Source organism: Pedobacter psychrodurus, from assembly GCF_032678585.1.
Taxonomy (GTDB): Bacteria; Bacteroidota; Bacteroidia; order Sphingobacteriales; family Sphingobacteriaceae; genus Pedobacter; species Pedobacter psychrodurus_A.
On sequence record NZ_JAVTSN010000080.1, the window covers coordinates 1 to 14,658 of the forward strand.

The 14,658-nt window shown below is 40.0% G+C and carries 15 protein-coding genes; 4 read left to right on the forward strand and 11 right to left on the reverse strand.

The features are described 5' to 3' along the window. Positions 1 to 245: 245 nt before the first annotated feature. Genes R2S57_RS29300 through R2S57_RS29310 form a run of 3 tightly spaced genes read right to left on the reverse strand, consistent with a single transcriptional unit; the run spans position 246 to position 3,976 of the window. Positions 246 to 2,369: a xanthine dehydrogenase family protein molybdopterin-binding subunit gene (locus tag R2S57_RS29300; RefSeq protein WP_316848458.1), complete on the reverse strand. Its 2,124-nt coding sequence runs from the start codon at positions 2,367 to 2,369 to the stop codon at positions 246 to 248. Positions 2,370 to 2,372: 3 nt separating this feature from the next. Then, positions 2,373 to 3,356 (reverse strand): xanthine dehydrogenase family protein subunit M, encoded by a 984-nt coding sequence (locus R2S57_RS29305; protein ID WP_316848459.1) that lies wholly within the window; start codon positions 3,354 to 3,356, stop codon positions 2,373 to 2,375. Beyond that, the gene (locus tag R2S57_RS29310; RefSeq protein WP_316848460.1) at positions 3,353 to 3,976 is read right to left on the reverse strand and encodes a (2Fe-2S)-binding protein; all 624 of its coding nucleotides are present in this window, start codon (positions 3,974 to 3,976) and stop codon (positions 3,353 to 3,355) included. Before R2S57_RS29310 ends, R2S57_RS29305 begins: the two co-directional genes overlap by 4 nt. A gap of 174 nt (positions 3,977 to 4,150) precedes the next feature. On the opposite strand from R2S57_RS29310, the gene R2S57_RS29315 reads away from it, so the two are divergent. Then, positions 4,151 to 4,801, forward strand: coding sequence for a YceH family protein (locus tag R2S57_RS29315; protein ID WP_316848461.1), 651 nt, complete (start codon positions 4,151 to 4,153; stop codon positions 4,799 to 4,801). Between the two features lie 537 nt (positions 4,802 to 5,338). Here the strand turns inward: R2S57_RS29315 and fabF are convergent. The 4 genes from fabF to R2S57_RS29335 form a co-directional block, all read right to left on the reverse strand. Further along, positions 5,339 to 6,589, reverse strand: coding sequence for a beta-ketoacyl-ACP synthase II (gene fabF / locus R2S57_RS29320; RefSeq protein WP_316848462.1), 1,251 nt, complete (start codon positions 6,587 to 6,589; stop codon positions 5,339 to 5,341). 226 nt (positions 6,590 to 6,815) lie between these two features. Next, a complete protein-coding gene (locus R2S57_RS29325; protein ID WP_316848463.1) occupies positions 6,816 to 7,586 on the reverse strand; it encodes an SDR family oxidoreductase in 771 nt (256 codons plus the stop codon). 11 nt (positions 7,587 to 7,597) lie between these two features. Beyond that, a complete protein-coding gene (locus tag R2S57_RS29330) occupies positions 7,598 to 8,083 on the reverse strand; it encodes a PaaI family thioesterase (protein ID WP_316848464.1) in 486 nt (161 codons plus the stop codon). 38 nt (positions 8,084 to 8,121) lie between these two features. Further along, positions 8,122 to 8,709, reverse strand: coding sequence for a TetR/AcrR family transcriptional regulator (locus R2S57_RS29335; RefSeq protein ID WP_316848465.1), 588 nt, complete (start codon positions 8,707 to 8,709; stop codon positions 8,122 to 8,124). 167 nt (positions 8,710 to 8,876) lie between these two features. On the opposite strand from R2S57_RS29335, the gene R2S57_RS29340 reads away from it, so the two are divergent. The 3 genes from R2S57_RS29340 (at position 8,877) to R2S57_RS29350 (ending at position 11,663) form a co-directional block, all read left to right on the forward strand. After that, the gene (locus tag R2S57_RS29340; protein ID WP_316848466.1) at positions 8,877 to 9,788 is read left to right on the forward strand and encodes a helix-turn-helix transcriptional regulator; all 912 of its coding nucleotides are present in this window, start codon (positions 8,877 to 8,879) and stop codon (positions 9,786 to 9,788) included. 89 nt (positions 9,789 to 9,877) lie between these two features. Next, positions 9,878 to 10,711 carry an SDR family NAD(P)-dependent oxidoreductase gene (locus R2S57_RS29345; RefSeq protein WP_316848467.1) on the forward strand — a complete coding sequence of 278 codons (834 nt, stop codon included), beginning with the start codon at positions 9,878 to 9,880 and terminating at the stop codon, positions 10,709 to 10,711. A gap of 100 nt (positions 10,712 to 10,811) precedes the next feature. Further along, positions 10,812 to 11,663 (forward strand): SDR family oxidoreductase, encoded by an 852-nt coding sequence (locus tag R2S57_RS29350; protein WP_316848468.1) that lies wholly within the window; start codon positions 10,812 to 10,814, stop codon positions 11,661 to 11,663. A gap of 306 nt (positions 11,664 to 11,969) precedes the next feature. Here R2S57_RS29350 and arsB read toward each other — a convergent pair whose 3' ends face one another. The 4 genes from arsB to R2S57_RS29370 are packed head-to-tail and all read right to left on the reverse strand — an operon-like array spanning position 11,970 to position 14,412. Continuing rightward, positions 11,970 to 13,034, reverse strand: coding sequence for an ACR3 family arsenite efflux transporter (arsB, locus tag R2S57_RS29355; RefSeq protein WP_316848469.1), 1,065 nt, complete (start codon positions 13,032 to 13,034; stop codon positions 11,970 to 11,972). 2 nt (positions 13,035 to 13,036) lie between these two features. Continuing rightward, positions 13,037 to 13,456: an arsenate reductase ArsC gene (locus R2S57_RS29360; protein WP_316848470.1), complete on the reverse strand. Its 420-nt coding sequence runs from the start codon at positions 13,454 to 13,456 to the stop codon at positions 13,037 to 13,039. Between the two features lie 19 nt (positions 13,457 to 13,475). Continuing rightward, positions 13,476 to 14,045, reverse strand: a complete 570-nt coding sequence (locus R2S57_RS29365) for a DUF6428 family protein (RefSeq protein ID WP_316848471.1) — start codon at positions 14,043 to 14,045, stop codon at positions 13,476 to 13,478. Positions 14,046 to 14,082: 37 nt separating this feature from the next. Then, positions 14,083 to 14,412 carry a metalloregulator ArsR/SmtB family transcription factor gene (locus tag R2S57_RS29370; RefSeq protein WP_316848472.1) on the reverse strand — a complete coding sequence of 110 codons (330 nt, stop codon included), beginning with the start codon at positions 14,410 to 14,412 and terminating at the stop codon, positions 14,083 to 14,085. Between the last annotated feature and the right edge of the window lie 246 nt (positions 14,413 to 14,658).

Consider the following 14,658-nt stretch of genomic DNA (forward strand, 5'->3'; position numbering starts at 1 on the left):
GGGCCCCACAGACCAAGCCACTCTACTGGCTTCCAAAGAAAAATTTTCAGTCGGCATTTTTTGTTTCTTTTTGATGCCAAAAAGAAAGAGCCCTTCGGCGGCGGCGAGCCGAAGCAAGACGGAGCAGCAGGAAAAAAAATAATTTATACGTCAATCATATTGATTTTTATAAAATAAATTATCCCTCAGGATGACAAATTTGTATTAAGACTCAAGTTTTCAAAAAAATGACTTCTTTGGAATAACTATGCTAAAATCTTATCTGGCGTAATCGGCAATGTTCTGATCCTTTTACCTGTAGCATTAAAAACCGCGTTGGCCACTGCTGCAGAAAAACCGATTAATGCAATTTCGCCCATCCCTTTTGCACCCATTGGGTTGATATAAGGATCGGGTTTATTAATAAAATTAACGTCAATTTCTGGCACATCGGCATTCACCGGAACATGGTAATCGGCAAAATTATTATTGATGTATCTTCCATAACGGTGATCGATAATCGATTCTTCGGTTAAAGCCATCCCTATGCCGCCAACAGCACCTCCAAGCATCTGGCTTCGGGCCGTTTTCGGACTTACGATTGTGCCCGAATCGCCAACGGAAACGATTTTACTCACTTTCACTACTCCAGTTAACGCATGAACTTTTACCTGCACAAAGTGGATCGAAAAGGAATACATGGAATAATTATCCCGTTCTTTTCCTCCTTGGCTTTCTTTGGTAACTTCTATCTGAGGAAGATTATTTTTCTTCAGTACATCCACAAAATTGGCTGTAGCATCCATATTTGAATTTGCCGCTAACTCCGCTATAGTTGATTTTAGTGCAACACAAACATCATTCACCGCAGAACCTACGGTAGATAAAGTTGCCGAACCACCCTGGCTGGGTGCCGGTGGTAAAGAAGAATCGCCCAATTCGAACGTAATCTTGTTTACCGGAATTTTCATCAGTTTATTGGCAATTAAAGTCATACCAGTCCCTGTTCCGGGACCAATATCGCTTGTTGCACTTTGTAAAAGCAATGTTCCATCAGCCTTTAAAATCCCTTTCACGCTGGCTTTGCCCCTGTTGGCATTAAATACACCAATACTTACCCCATAACCCGTTTGCCATGGGCCTTCTACCAAACTACCTGGTTTGTTTTTTCTGTTGCTCCAGCCTATTTTCTCTGCACCGATTTGATAAGCTTCTTTAATATTCTTGCTCGAAAAAGGTTTATTCTTTTGCTGATCGGTTTCAGGATCGTTTTTAATCCTAAAATTCAGCGGATCCATATCAAGTGCATGTGCCATTTCATCAATGGCACTTTCTAAAGCAAAGGCACCTGTTGCCTCTCCCGGGCCACGCATCCATATTGGCACACCAAGATCAACCGGAACAATGGCATAAGATGTATTTACATTATCACACTGGTACATAAATTTGGCCATGTTCACTACCCCTTCGGTAAAGTTCTCGTAAGTAGAAGTTTCGCCATAAGCCCTATGTGTGATCCCTGTTAACTTACCATCTTTATCTGCCCCCAAACCAATGGTTTGTATCGCAGCTGGCCGGTTACCCACCATGGTAAACATCTGCATTCTGGTAATCACCACTTTTACAGGCTTACCGATGTGCTTGGAGGCCATTACCGTTGCAATTTCCAATGGCCAGGTGCGTAAAGCCATACCAAAACCACCACCTACAAATTCCGAATTAACCTGGATGTTTTCCATCGGAATTTTAAAAACATTTGCGATGGTTCCCTGGGTAGCCTTAACGCCTTGTGTTTTCGCGTAAACGGTAAGCTGGTTATTGGGTCGCCAGTCGGCAATAATCCCATGAAGTTCCATCGGGTTATGCGTCTCGATAGGCAAAAAATATCGTTCCTCTAGCTTAACTTCTGCCGTTTTATAGGCATTTTCTATTCCACGTTTATAATCGGCCTGTCCCTGAAGTTTTTTCGCTTTAGGATCTTTTAAAGCCTTTTCAAAATCCGTATTAAATTCCTCTTTGGCATAAGTTGCTTTAACCAATGAAGCGGCATGAGTGGCCCTCTCGAAGGTATTGGCCACCACAATTGCAATCGGCTGCCCGTTATAAAAAACCTTATCGGTATAAAAAATCTTCATCTGTGGACCGCCTTCCTGCTCGTAAGCTGCTGCCGATGGTTTATTGAGATGCGAAACCACCGCAATTACACCGGGCGCCTTTTCTGCTGCCTTGGTATCCAATGCCGTAATTTTCCCCTTAGTGATGGTACTCGTTACCAAAACACCATAGGTTAAACCAGGCAGCTCATATTCTGCGAAATATTTAGCTTGTCCGGTCACTTTTAAAAAGCCATCTACGCGGTCGTTATCATCTTTTAAAATTCTCTTTTCCATAACTTAAGCTTTTGATTTTGCAAGATTCAACGCTTCAATAATTGTATTGGGTGCCAGTTTAAGTTTGAAGTCATTACCTCCAAAACCTTTGGCATCCTTCATGGCCAATTGAGCAGCCTGTTCGAAATTCGATAAAGTAGCCTCTTTTCCTTTTAAGAAATTTTCTGACTCCGTTAAACGCCAGGGTTTGTGTGCAACACCACCCATTGCCAAACGGACATCGGTAATTTTATTGTTGTTGATTTCAAATGCTGCCGCTACAGAAACAAGGGCAAATGCATAAGATGTACGGTCTCTAACTTTAAGGTAATGGTAGTTTTTGGCCAAATTATTCAATGGGATTTCCAACCGGATAATCATTTCATCCGCTTTTAAGTTATTGTCTAACTGTGGAGTATCTCCTACTAAGCGATGAAAATCTTTAAATAACATCCTTCGTTCGCCTTTGGCGTTGGCCAACACCACTTCGGCATCTAAAGCAGTAAGTGCTACACACATATCACTTGGATGAACGGCAATACACTGGGCTGAAGTTCCGAAAATGGCGTGCATACGGTTAAAACCTTCCATAGCACCACAGCCAGTACCTGGCTGACGTTTGTTACAAGGCATTTCGGTATCATAAAAATAGCCACAACGTGTACGTTGCATCATATTGCCACCAACGGTTGCCACATTTCTGAGTTGCGCCGATGCTCCAGCCTGTAAAGCCCACGAGAGTAATGGCAGCTTCTCTTTGATCAGTGCGTGATCTGCAACTGCGGTATTAGAAGCCAAAGCACCAATGTGGATTTTATTGCCGATCTGTTCAATCTGTTTTAATGGAACGTGATTAATATCGATGAGCTTTTCGGGTGCGGTAACTCCTCTTTTCATTAAATCGATCAGATTTGTACCACCCGCCAGGAATTTGGCATTTTTATCTTTTACCAATAAGGCAATGGCAGATTTTGCTGTGGTTGTTCTTAAATATTGAAAATTGATCATACCGTTGCGCCTCCTTCCTTCACTTCGACAATTGCATCAACAATATTTGGATAAGCACCACATCTACAGATATTTCCGCTCATGTATTCGCTTATTTCTGCTCTTGAACTGGTATGTCCTTCGCGTACACAAGCCACAGCCGACATAATCTGGCCGGGTGTACAATAACCACACTGAAAACCATCGTATTTAATAAATGCAGCCTGCATGGGGTGTAAAGTATCGCCATTAGCTAAACCTTCTATGGTGGTGATTTTCTTTCCTTCATTCATCACAGCTAAACTCAGACAAGAATTTACCCTTTGGCCATCAACGTGTACGGTACAGGCCCCACACTGCCCATGATCGCAACCTTTTTTAGTTCCCGTTAAATGCAGTTCTTCACGCAGGTAGTCTAAAAGTGTTACCCTCGGCTCTACGGATGTTTTATACGCTTTATTATTTACGCTAAGGTTTAAAGGTATTTTCTCGAAAAGTTCGGCAAAACGTTCATCAGCATTGCTTTCTGCAGCTTTAACAGCCACTCCCGGTGTTAAGGCAATCGCTGTGATCACAGAGCTTTTTTTGAGGAAATCGCGCCTGCTATCGCCCTGATTTGGTTTCTGATCAGAAGATTTCATAATTAAATATTTAGATATCGGATGTTTTCCTAAGTTCGTGATTCTAAACCTCAAATTTTAGCCATTTGGAAATTTAGAATTGTTCTATTCAGTAATATTTTTATATAACTCCCTAAGAATAAATCATTAACAAAATAATTTTTAAAATGTTCAACCAATGTATACTTTTATAACATGGACAATGTAAAACCACTACCCGATTTATCAGCAGAAGAACAACGTGTTTTAGGTGCGTTGATAGAAAAAAGCAGAACTACACCCGATTATTATCCAATGACTTTAAATAGTTTAACGGCTGCGTGTAACCAAAAAAGCTCGAGAAACCCGGTGGTCAATTACGATGAGGAAACCATCACCTTAACACTAAATCAACTTAAAATAAAAGGTTTAATCTCCACTGCTACAGGAGGATCAAGCAGGGCAACTAAATACAAACATAATCTCGCCATAGCATATCCTTTAGTGCCTTCGGAGCTCGCCATCATCTGTTTATTGCTTTTACGCGGACCGCTAACACCTGGCGAGATTAACAGTAACTCGGGAAGGTTATATGAGTTTGAAAGTATAGAAGAAGTTTTGGAACAGCTTCAAAAACTATCTGACGAGGAACCCGCATTTGTAAAGCAACTGGCAAAAAAAGCCGGACAGAAAGAAGCCCGATTTATTCATCTTTTAGGCGAACAGGCCGAAACCACCACCGAACCAGAAACCGAAGTACCAGCCGCTCCGCAGTTTGACCCTACTGAACTCGAAAACAGAATTGAAAAGCTGGAACTTGAAATAGAGGAATTAAAAGAATTGGTGAATTTATTGATGGATAAGTAGGTTCATTAGCCATTGGTCATTGGTTTCTACCCCATAGTAAAAAACTAAACGGATTTGTCAGTCTGAGCGTAGTCGAAGACCATTACCAATTAAATTTTCAGTGTTATCCGTGCCTCCGTGGCTAAAAAATAAAGGTCTTAGCGAGATGCTAACAATGTCATTAAGTTAAGCTCTAGATATAAGTAAACATGATTTAACCATAGATAAAAAGGATGCACACACCTGCCCAGCCGTTCAGGCGGGGATATAAAGATCTGTGTTTATTTGTGCGCATCTGTGGCTAAAACCCCTTAACATAATAGCATTAGAGACGCTAAGGCCAGTAAATGTTCTGTCATTCTGAGCGCAACGAAGAATCTCTGCTTTCTCTTGCGGTAGCTACATTAAGCACTGTTATGATAAAGATTCTTCACTGCGTTCAGAATGACAGGAAGAGGAACTTTGTGGATGAAACACGGCTTGGACTAATGAACCTAAAACAAAAAAAGTGTTTGGTGAGCCACCAAACACTTCATCATCATGATCAAGAAAAACTAATTAAGCCTCATACTTTTTAAAAATCGTACTTGCCGTATGTCCACCGAAACCGAATGTGTTATTCAAAACATAATTGATTTCTTTTTTAATTGGCTCTCCCAATATAATATTCAATCCTTTTGGGATATTTTCATCCAAATTCTTGGTGTTGATAGTTGGCGGTACTATATTATCCCTGATGGATAAAACGCTAATTACACTTTCTACCGCTCCTGCTGCACCTAGCAAATGCCCGGTCATCGATTTGGTTGCGCCAATCACTACAGGTAAGCCATTAAAAACAGTATTAATTGCCTGTAATTCACTTAAATCGCCCAAGCCAGTTGAAGTAGCATGCGCATTGATATAATCAATTTTATCAGCCGAAATTCCAGCATCTTTTAAAGCCTTAGTCATACCCAAAGCCGCGCCAATTCCATCAGGAGGTGTTCCGGTTAAGTGGTAAGCATCAGCAGCCATTCCACCACCTATAATTTCAGCATAAATATGTGCACCACGTGCCAATGCATGATCAAGATCTTCTAAAACCAATGCACCCGCACCCTCACTCATTACAAAACCATCCCTATCCTTATCAAAAGGTTTAGATGCACCTTGGGGATCTTCATTGTTTTTAGATAAAGCCTGAGCCGCATTAAAGCCACCTACCGATGATTTAGTTAAGGCAGCTTCAGAGCCACCGGCAATCATTACACTTGCTTTACCTAAACGGATGGTATCGAAAGCGTTGATAATCGCGGTATTAGATGATGCGCAGGCAGATACAGTACAATAATTCGGGCCACGCAACTTGTGACGGATGGAAATGGCTCCCGCTGCAATATCCACAATCATTTTTGGAATGAAATAAGGATTAAACCTTGGTGTCCCGTCGCCTGCATGGAACTCTTCCAATTGCGCTTCGAAAGTACCGATACCACCGTTTCCGGTTGCCCAGATCACGCCAACTTCTGCCAATTGATCGTTGCTCATTGCGCTGAAATCCAGTCCTGCATCTTTTATGGCCTGATCGCTCGAACCGATTGCATACTGGGTAAAAAGATCATACTTTTTAATTTCTTTTTTCTCCAGGTAATCTTCAGGATTAAAACCCTTTACCTCACCTGCAAATTGTGTTTTAAATTTGCTCGAATCAAATTTTGTAATTGGACCAATGCCACTTTTACCAGCCAATATCTGTTGCCAAAATTGCTCAACAGTATTACCCAATGGGGTTATAGCACCTAAACCTGTTACTACTACTCTTTTCATTTTATTGTTTTTTAGTCAATCCACCTAAATAAAAACCGGTCTATGATTATCTTCCAAAGCTTATTTACAACAAATAATGATGTTATCAACACACCAGGATAATAATGATAATCAACTGAGGCCGGCCTAAACCCAGGATTTACACTTCATGCCGCGAAAGTAACTATTCCAATAGTAAAAACCGTCATAATAAAATAACGGCTTCTTTTTATTCCGGCTATAACAGCTAGTTTTCGACTGAATCGATCCAGGCTTTTCTGTTTGCATTCATCACATTTAAAGCATCGACGGGCGATTGTCTGAATAATTCATAAATTTTAGCCGTATCACCCACCCTGATTTCAAACGTATCATTGGCTAAAGCAGATAACAGGTCATGAGCTACAACAGCGGGTTTGATTCCATTATGGCCGCCAATTTCTTTAGAAAATTCGGTATCCACCAATGGCGGCACCAATTCGAAAACCTTAACGGATGTTTCTTCCAAACTTAACCTCAATGATGTACTGTAAGAATGAAGCGCTGCTTTACTGGCCGCATAAGTTGGTAAAGTAATGCCAGGAACATAGGCCACGATAGAGGAAACATTTACGATTGCGGCTTCGCTTTGTTGTTTTAAAACGGGCAGTAATTTTTGATTAATCCTGATGATCGATAAATAATTGGTCAACATTTCATCTTCCGCATTAGCAAAAGCATCCTGTTCTGGATCGGCTAAATTATACAGGATTGCTCTTCCAGCATTATTAATTACGATATTCAGTTGAGGAAAATCTGCTTTTATTCTGTTCACCAATTGATCAACGTCTTCAGCTTTGCTCACGTCAGAAAGAATGGTGGTTACATTTTCTAGTGAGGCAGCTGCCGCATCTAGCCTTTCCTGGTTTCTACCGGTAATAATAACATGGTTATCTAATGCAGTTAATTGTTTTGCGATTTCTAAACCGATACCAGCTGTTCCGCCGATCAATAAAACGGTATTTTGTGAAGTTTTCATTGTATATTTTATTAAAATTTTAAGATTAAACAAGTGCTCACCGCGTGGGCATAAATAATATTATTTTCATCCAGCAATTGCGCTTCGACTAAAGCAGTCCGGCCACCGAGATTGATCACCTTGCCTATGGTTTTTAATTTTCCGATTTTGATAGTGATGGCTTTTAAGAAATTCACTTTCAGTTCTAAAGTGGTATATCCCTTTCCGGCAGGCAAAAGCGAATGTACCGAGCAACCCATAGCCGAATCTAAAATGGCAGTGATTACGCCACCGTGAACGGTTCCGATCGGGTTATAGTGAAATTCCTGTGGTGTAAATTCGAAAACCACATTACCTTTTTCGATTTGGGTTACGCTAAAATCAAGGGTATGCAAAAGTGGTGGCAAAGGGAATTTATCATCGCTCATTGCCTGTAAATAATCGATACCATCCATTTGCATGGCTTCTTTTGCGCCTTTCATGGGATCATCCCAGGTTATTGTTCTGGTTCTTTTCATGTTAAAATACCAATCGGTATATTTTAGGTTAAAAATTTTTAGCCGAGGCCATCTACATATTTTTTCAAAGAGTCCATAATAAGGCTCCAATATTCTGTGTTTGCTGTCAATTTCGAAATCATGATGCCTCCTTCCACCATGGCTATGATGGTTAAAGCAATTTGTTCCGGGTTGTTATCTGCGTTTAATTCCTTATTGGCAATCCCCAATTCAACCAGTTTAGCAATTTTGTTTTTCCAGTTTAAAACAGCTTTCAAAACTTTCCCTCTCAATTCCGGATGGGTATCATCGGCATCAATTGCCGTATTTAATACCGGGCATCCGCCTTCTGATGCTGAACCATCAATAAATTTTTGGTAAATATTGATATACACCAAAAGTTTATCCTTTATGCTGTCTTGTCTACTCATTTCAGCATCAATTCTGGACGATACATTTTTCAGGTTATAATCAAAAGCCGCCAATGCCACCTCATCTTTATTAGCGAAGTTACCGTAAATACTGCCTTTGGTTAAACCTGTAGCAGCGGTAATATCATTTAAAGAAGTACCCGCATAACCTTTCATATTAAAAATAGGCGCGGTTTTCTCTACAATGAAATTTCTTGTTTTTTCTGCTTTAGTCATATTGTTTCTAATTGACAGCACAAATATATACCAGTCGGTATATTAAATGCAAATTTATTTATCATTACAATCTCCTTTTAGATGAGAACATACGGTTTGATGATGAAGGCTTACTCAGCACAAAGGAGATTATTTGTTTTACGTTTGAATTTTGTAACTTTGTTATTATGAATAAGCCAGAAACCATTGAAGACTTTTACCAGAACAAATTCAGTTTCTTACCCGATAATCTACAAAACGGTGTAGGGCACTTTAACGTTTTCAAATTGGAAGATTGTTTAAGGGACGATCATAAACCAATGAGCTATAACCGCAGGGATTATTATAAAATCTGTCTTACCCGCGGCCATAACGTTTATCATTATGCGGATAAAAGCATCGAAATTAATGGCACGGCTTTAATCTTTTTTAATCCACTTGTACCTTACACATGGGAGCTGGCCACTGGCAAACAAAGTGATGTAACAGGTTATTTCTGCATTTTTACGGAGGCTTTTTTCACGGAAAAGATCCGTGGCAACATTGGCGATTTGCCGATGTTTACCCATGGCGGAAAACCTGCATATATTTTAAACGAGCAGCAGGACAAGCAAATAGAGGCTATTTTCGCCAAGATGTTCGAGGAAATCAATACTGACTACATCTATAAATACGATCTGCTCCGCAATTACATTACAGAAATCACCCACTTTGCTTTAAAAACAGAGCCCTCTGAAAATTTATTCAAACATACGGATGCCAACACCAGAATTACCTCTGTTTTTACGGAGTTGTTGGAACGTCAGTTTCCTATCGAAACCACGACGCAAAGGTTTACTATGCGTTCGGCCAAAGATTATGCCTCTCAACTTTCAGTACATGTAAATCATTTAAACCGCGCAATTAAAGAAACCACTGGCAAAACCACTACACATTACATTACCGAACGTTTGTTAAGCGAAGCAAAGGCTTTATTGAAACACACCGACTGGAATATATCAGAAATAGGTTATTGCCTGGGCTTTGAAGAACCGACCCATTTCAACAACTTTTTCAAAAAACTGACCAAACATACCCCTACTTCTTATCGAATTGTTTGAATTTCGTAATCATCAGTTTGATTAACGTAATAAGCTAAAAGGATTTGTGCTGTAATTTTGTCTTAACAAAAAAGGATAAAACTATGGGCATGAAAAAAGTTTGGTTTATTACCGGAGCTTCAAAAGGCTTAGGATTAAGTTTAGTACATCAATTGCTTAAAGCTGGCCAATTTGTTGCCGCCACTTCAAGAAATATTGATGAACTTAAAAATGTAGTAACTGCTGAAACCGCAAAGTTCCTTCCACTAGCGGTTAACCTGGCAGATGAAAAAAGTGTAGAGGCGGCAATTAAGGATACGATTGCAAAATTCGAAAAAATTGATGTCGTAATCAATAATGCGGGTTACGGTATCGGAGGCAGTATAGAAGAATTGAGCGACATTGAAACACGCAACAGTTTTGATGTTAACGTTTTCGGAACGTTAAATGTCATCAGAAAAGCATCACCTTATTTAAGGGCACAACGTTCTGGGCATATCATCAATATCGCGTCTATCGCTGGGATTGCTGGCGCAACAGGCTGGGCAATTTATGCGGCAACTAAATCGGCAGTAATTGCATTATCAGAAGTATCGGCCGAAGACCTGAAAGAATTTGGTATAAAAGTAACGGTTGTGGCACCTGGTGCATTCAGAACCAGTTTCTTAACTGCCGACTCGCTGATATTGGCAACCAAGCCTATCGCTGAATACGAAGAAGTAAGGGCAACACACGCGAAGTATTTAAATATGGATGGTCAACAGATTGGTGACCCTGAGAAAGCTGCTGCTGCAATGATCTCTTTGGCCAGTATGCCTAATCCACCAGTTCATTTGCTACTCGGCAACGATGCTTTCCAAAGAGCAAACAGCAAAGTAGAAGCGCTACAAAAGGAATTCAAAGACTGGAAAGCCATTACGATTTCAACAGATTTCGACAACTAAGCAATGCTAACCTAGCATAAGCAATCAAAAAAGGCGGCAGTGGTGATATTTATTGTGACTGTCTGCCAATCAACTCATTTCATTTAGAAAAAATAATATCATGGAAAATCAAAAAGTTTGGTTTGTAACAGGCGCGTCCAAGGGTCTGGGATTAACATTAGTAAAAACATTATTAAGTAATGGCAATAACGTTGCTGCCACCTCGAGAAATCTGAACGATTTAACAAAAGCTGTTGGTGAGCACGAAAACTTCTTACCCTTAGCTGTTGACCTTATTGACGAGAATAGTGTAGAAGCGGCAGTACGTCAAACGATCAGTAAATTCGGTCAGGTAGATGTAGTGGTAAACAATGCAGGTTACGGAATGCTTGGAGCTTTAGAAGAATTAAGCGACAAGGAATCGCGTCAAAATTTCGACGTTAATGTTTTCGGTTCGTTAAATGTAATCAGGAAGGTACTGCCACAGTTGAGAAAACAACAATCTGGTCATATTTTCAATATTTCTTCAATCAGTGGTTTTTCAGGTAACTTCCCTGGTTTCGGAATCTATTGCGCTACAAAATTTGCGGTAGTTGGCTTTACGGAATCGTTGGCTGCTGAAGTAAAATCATTGGGTATAAAAGCAACGGTTGTGGAACCTGGTTATTTCAGGACAGCATTTCTTACCGAAGGATCATTAGCGGTGCCAAGTTCTCCGATCGATGCCTATAAAGAAGTGCGCGATTCGCAGGCAGCACATCAGAACGATATCAATAACCAACAACCAGGCGATCCGGCCAAAGCAGTTGAGGTAATTATCGAAGCTTCCAAAAGCGAAAACCCACCGCTTCATTTGTTCTTAGGCCCCGATGCTTACCAGGTGGCTGATGCAAAAATTGCTGATGTACAAAGAGATATGGCCAATTGGAAATATCTGGCTACTGCAACAAATTTTGGCGAGGTTAGTGCTTAATATTTAAATTAGAGGTCATAAAAGGCTAATTGAATGACCGAAAGTTTTTAATACGGTTATTGGATGAGAGGAATCGTCATTGTGAGAAGGCTTTTTCAGCCGACAGCCTGCCCCGACTTTTCGGGAAAGAAATCTTAATGCGCCCGCTAATAGCGATAGTTGCAAAATTGCCTGCCTGCAGCAGGCAGGCTTCGTACCTCGCAATGACGCCCCTTCTTCCTGAAATCTGCCAATAATTTATTTTAGCTTCTCTTCAAATTGATTATAACATGATTGGAATTAACTCACATATTTTAAAAATTGAGTTTATGCTTCAAAATATTTCTTCCTAAACCATCGCGCCAGATTCACCAAAGCAATTAATGCGGGCACCTCTACTAATGGGCCAATTACACCAGCAAATGCCTGCCCAGAATGGATCCCGAATACACCAATAGCTACAGCGATGGCCAGTTCGAAATTATTGCCAGTTGCTGTAAAAGCAATGGCGGTACTTTTACCATAATCGGCACCAAAATACTTACCTGCAAAGAAACTGATCACAAACATGATGGCAAAATAAATCACTAATGGTGTGGCGATCCGAAGTACATCCATTGGAATCTGAACCATTAATTCACCTTTTAAACTGAACATCACCACTATTGTAAATAACAAGGCGATTAAGGTGACCGGAGAAATCATCGGCACAAATGTGGAATAAAACCATTCTTCACCTTTCCACTTGATTAGTGCTTTCTGACTTAAGATCCCCAAAACAAATGGTATGCCTAAATAAATGCCTACGCTCTTTGCAATTTCTACTATAGAAATATCTATGGCAATACCTTTAAGGCCAAAAAAAGGTGGCAAAACCGTAATAAAGAAATATGCGAAAACACTATAAAGCAAAACCTGAAAAATACTATTTAAGGCAATTAAACCTGCAGCGTACTCACGGTTTCCATCGGCGAGTTCATTCCACACCACTACCATTGCAATGCACCTGGCCAAGCCGATCATAATTAAACCAACCATATATTCAGGATAATCCCGTAAAAAAGCAATGGCCAGGAAAAACATCAAAAATGGACCAATTACCCAATTTAAAATAAGCGAAGCAGTCAATATTTTTACATTTTTGAATACTGCACCTAAGTTCTGATATTTAACTTTTGCCAAAGGCGGGTACATCATCAGGATCAATCCAATGGCCAAAGGGATGTTTGTACTCCCACTCGAAAATGAATTGATCCAGACTGCTGATGATGGGAATAAAAAGCCTGAGACTACCCCCAACAACATGGCTAAGAAAATCCAAAGCGTTAAATAACGGTCTAAAAAACTGAGGTGTTTCCTTTGAACTGCCGGAGTACAAACATTTGCAGACATCTTTATCCTTTTAAATTTTTGCTTACAAAATCTTCCATATAAACCTTTATCAGATCTCTTGTATTTCTAAAATCGTTCATGATTTCTTCCTCGGTACCAACAGCTTTTGCAGGATCCGGAAAGTTATGGTGCAGCTTTATGGCCTGAGTTGGGAAATACGGGCAACTTTCCTTTGCATGATCGCAAACTGTAATTACATAATCGAAAGCAACATCAAAGTATTCCTCGATATTGTTCGAGGTTTGATCTGAAATATCAATTCCATCTTCGGCCATCACTTGTACAGCTCTTGGATTGACACCATGAACTTCAATCCCTGCACTGTAGATTTTGGCTTTATTTTGAGCAAAATGTTTCAAATAACCTTCTGCCAGTTGACTTCGGCAACTATTTCCGGTGCAGAGCACCAATACATTTTTCATTTTTATAAATTTTAAATGATTAACAGCAGCCACTTTCAGGGCTACAACTATTTTGAACAGCAGCGAGATTAGCCAATTCGACTTTTTGTTTTATTGGCTGAGCGGGCGCACAACATTCTTCACCTGTTTCGGTGGTACCGCAACTTCCGCCCCGGTTAATGGCTTTACATTGGGTAGCATCGGGTGTTAAATCTAAAATCAGGTTCTCGCCATCAATTTTAAATTCACCCGGGAACATCTGTCTGGTATCAAACACCGAATTACCGAATTCAATTTTTACGATTCCATTGGGGTTTAATGGCATTTTACTTTCTACCAGATGGATAATGGATAATGCTTTTTTCACCTGCATGGCCCTACCCGCTTCTTCTTCTTCCGTAGGTTCCCATAACTGTACAATAATTTCAGTCCAGGCGTTCATTACCCCTCCACAGTCGACCGAAACAATTGGTGCCTGTTTAATTTCGGTGATGTGATAATTGGCACTTACCCATTTGCCAGGAGCATATTGGAACTGTAATACCAGCTCTGGATGTTGTTGAAGTTCAGCTTTGAAGCTGCTCCATTCGATTGACGATGTATTAATCATAATATTGCAATTTAACGATTGATTTGAGTAAAAAATTTTAGCAGCAGTTTTGCTCGCCTTTATATGAAGCAAAGAAATCGCCCAGTTGTGTTTGTAATAATTTCCACATTTTAGGTTCGATACAATAACAAATGCTCACTCCCTCTATAGTACCTTGTATAATGCCCGCATTTTTAAGTTCTTTTAAATGTTGGGAAATGGTAGCCTGGGCTAAACCCAGTTCGTCAACCAAATCGCCACAGATACAAGTATTTGATTTAAGGATGCGCTGAAGAATGGCTATTCGTGCAGGATGGGCCATCGCTTTTAATAACGCTGCCATCTGGTTCTGTTCTTCAGTAAAGATTTCGGTTTTAGTAAGTCCCATAATTTTATATCGCAATATTACGATAGACAAATCAGATATCAAAATTTATTTCAAGTTAAATATTTTTCAGCCACGGAAACACAGATTTCACTCAATTGCCATTAAGCTTTCATAGGTTTGGAGTGTAACGCCAGGCGTTTGGCATTAATTAACCAATCTGTTAGTTACAAGTCGGTTACGGCTTCTTTTCTATAAACTATTGACAAATGGCTAATGAACTAATGACCAATGAACGAATAAACCAAC

Excerpts from the sequence above, each read along its gene's own strand:
- R2S57_RS29340 (WP_316848466.1), top strand. The coding sequence starts at position 8,877 with ATGAATAAGCCAGAAACCATTGAAGACTTTTACCAGAACAAATTCAGT.
- arsB (WP_316848469.1), bottom strand. The coding sequence starts at position 13,034 with ATGTCTGCAAATGTTTGTACTCCGGCAGTTCAAAGGAAACACCTCAGT.
- R2S57_RS29350 (WP_316848468.1), top strand. The coding sequence starts at position 10,812 with ATGGAAAATCAAAAAGTTTGGTTTGTAACAGGCGCGTCCAAGGGTCTG.
- R2S57_RS29315 (WP_316848461.1), top strand. The coding sequence starts at position 4,151 with ATGGACAATGTAAAACCACTACCCGATTTATCAGCAGAAGAACAACGT.
- R2S57_RS29310 (WP_316848460.1), bottom strand. The coding sequence starts at position 3,976 with ATGAAATCTTCTGATCAGAAACCAAATCAGGGCGATAGCAGGCGCGAT.
- R2S57_RS29330 (WP_316848464.1), bottom strand. The coding sequence starts at position 8,083 with ATGAAAAGAACCAGAACAATAACCTGGGATGATCCCATGAAAGGCGCA.
- R2S57_RS29345 (WP_316848467.1), top strand. The coding sequence starts at position 9,878 with ATGAAAAAAGTTTGGTTTATTACCGGAGCTTCAAAAGGCTTAGGATTA.
- R2S57_RS29365 (WP_316848471.1), bottom strand. The coding sequence starts at position 14,045 with ATGATTAATACATCGTCAATCGAATGGAGCAGCTTCAAAGCTGAACTT.
- R2S57_RS29325 (WP_316848463.1), bottom strand. The coding sequence starts at position 7,586 with ATGAAAACTTCACAAAATACCGTTTTATTGATCGGCGGAACAGCTGGT.
- R2S57_RS29305 (WP_316848459.1), bottom strand. The coding sequence starts at position 3,356 with ATGATCAATTTTCAATATTTAAGAACAACCACAGCAAAATCTGCCATT.
- R2S57_RS29300 (WP_316848458.1), bottom strand. The coding sequence starts at position 2,369 with ATGGAAAAGAGAATTTTAAAAGATGATAACGACCGCGTAGATGGCTTT.
- fabF (WP_316848462.1), bottom strand. The coding sequence starts at position 6,589 with ATGAAAAGAGTAGTAGTAACAGGTTTAGGTGCTATAACCCCATTGGGT.
- R2S57_RS29335 (WP_316848465.1), bottom strand. The coding sequence starts at position 8,709 with ATGACTAAAGCAGAAAAAACAAGAAATTTCATTGTAGAGAAAACCGCG.
- R2S57_RS29370 (WP_316848472.1), bottom strand. The coding sequence starts at position 14,412 with ATGGGACTTACTAAAACCGAAATCTTTACTGAAGAACAGAACCAGATG.
- R2S57_RS29360 (WP_316848470.1), bottom strand. The coding sequence starts at position 13,456 with ATGAAAAATGTATTGGTGCTCTGCACCGGAAATAGTTGCCGAAGTCAA.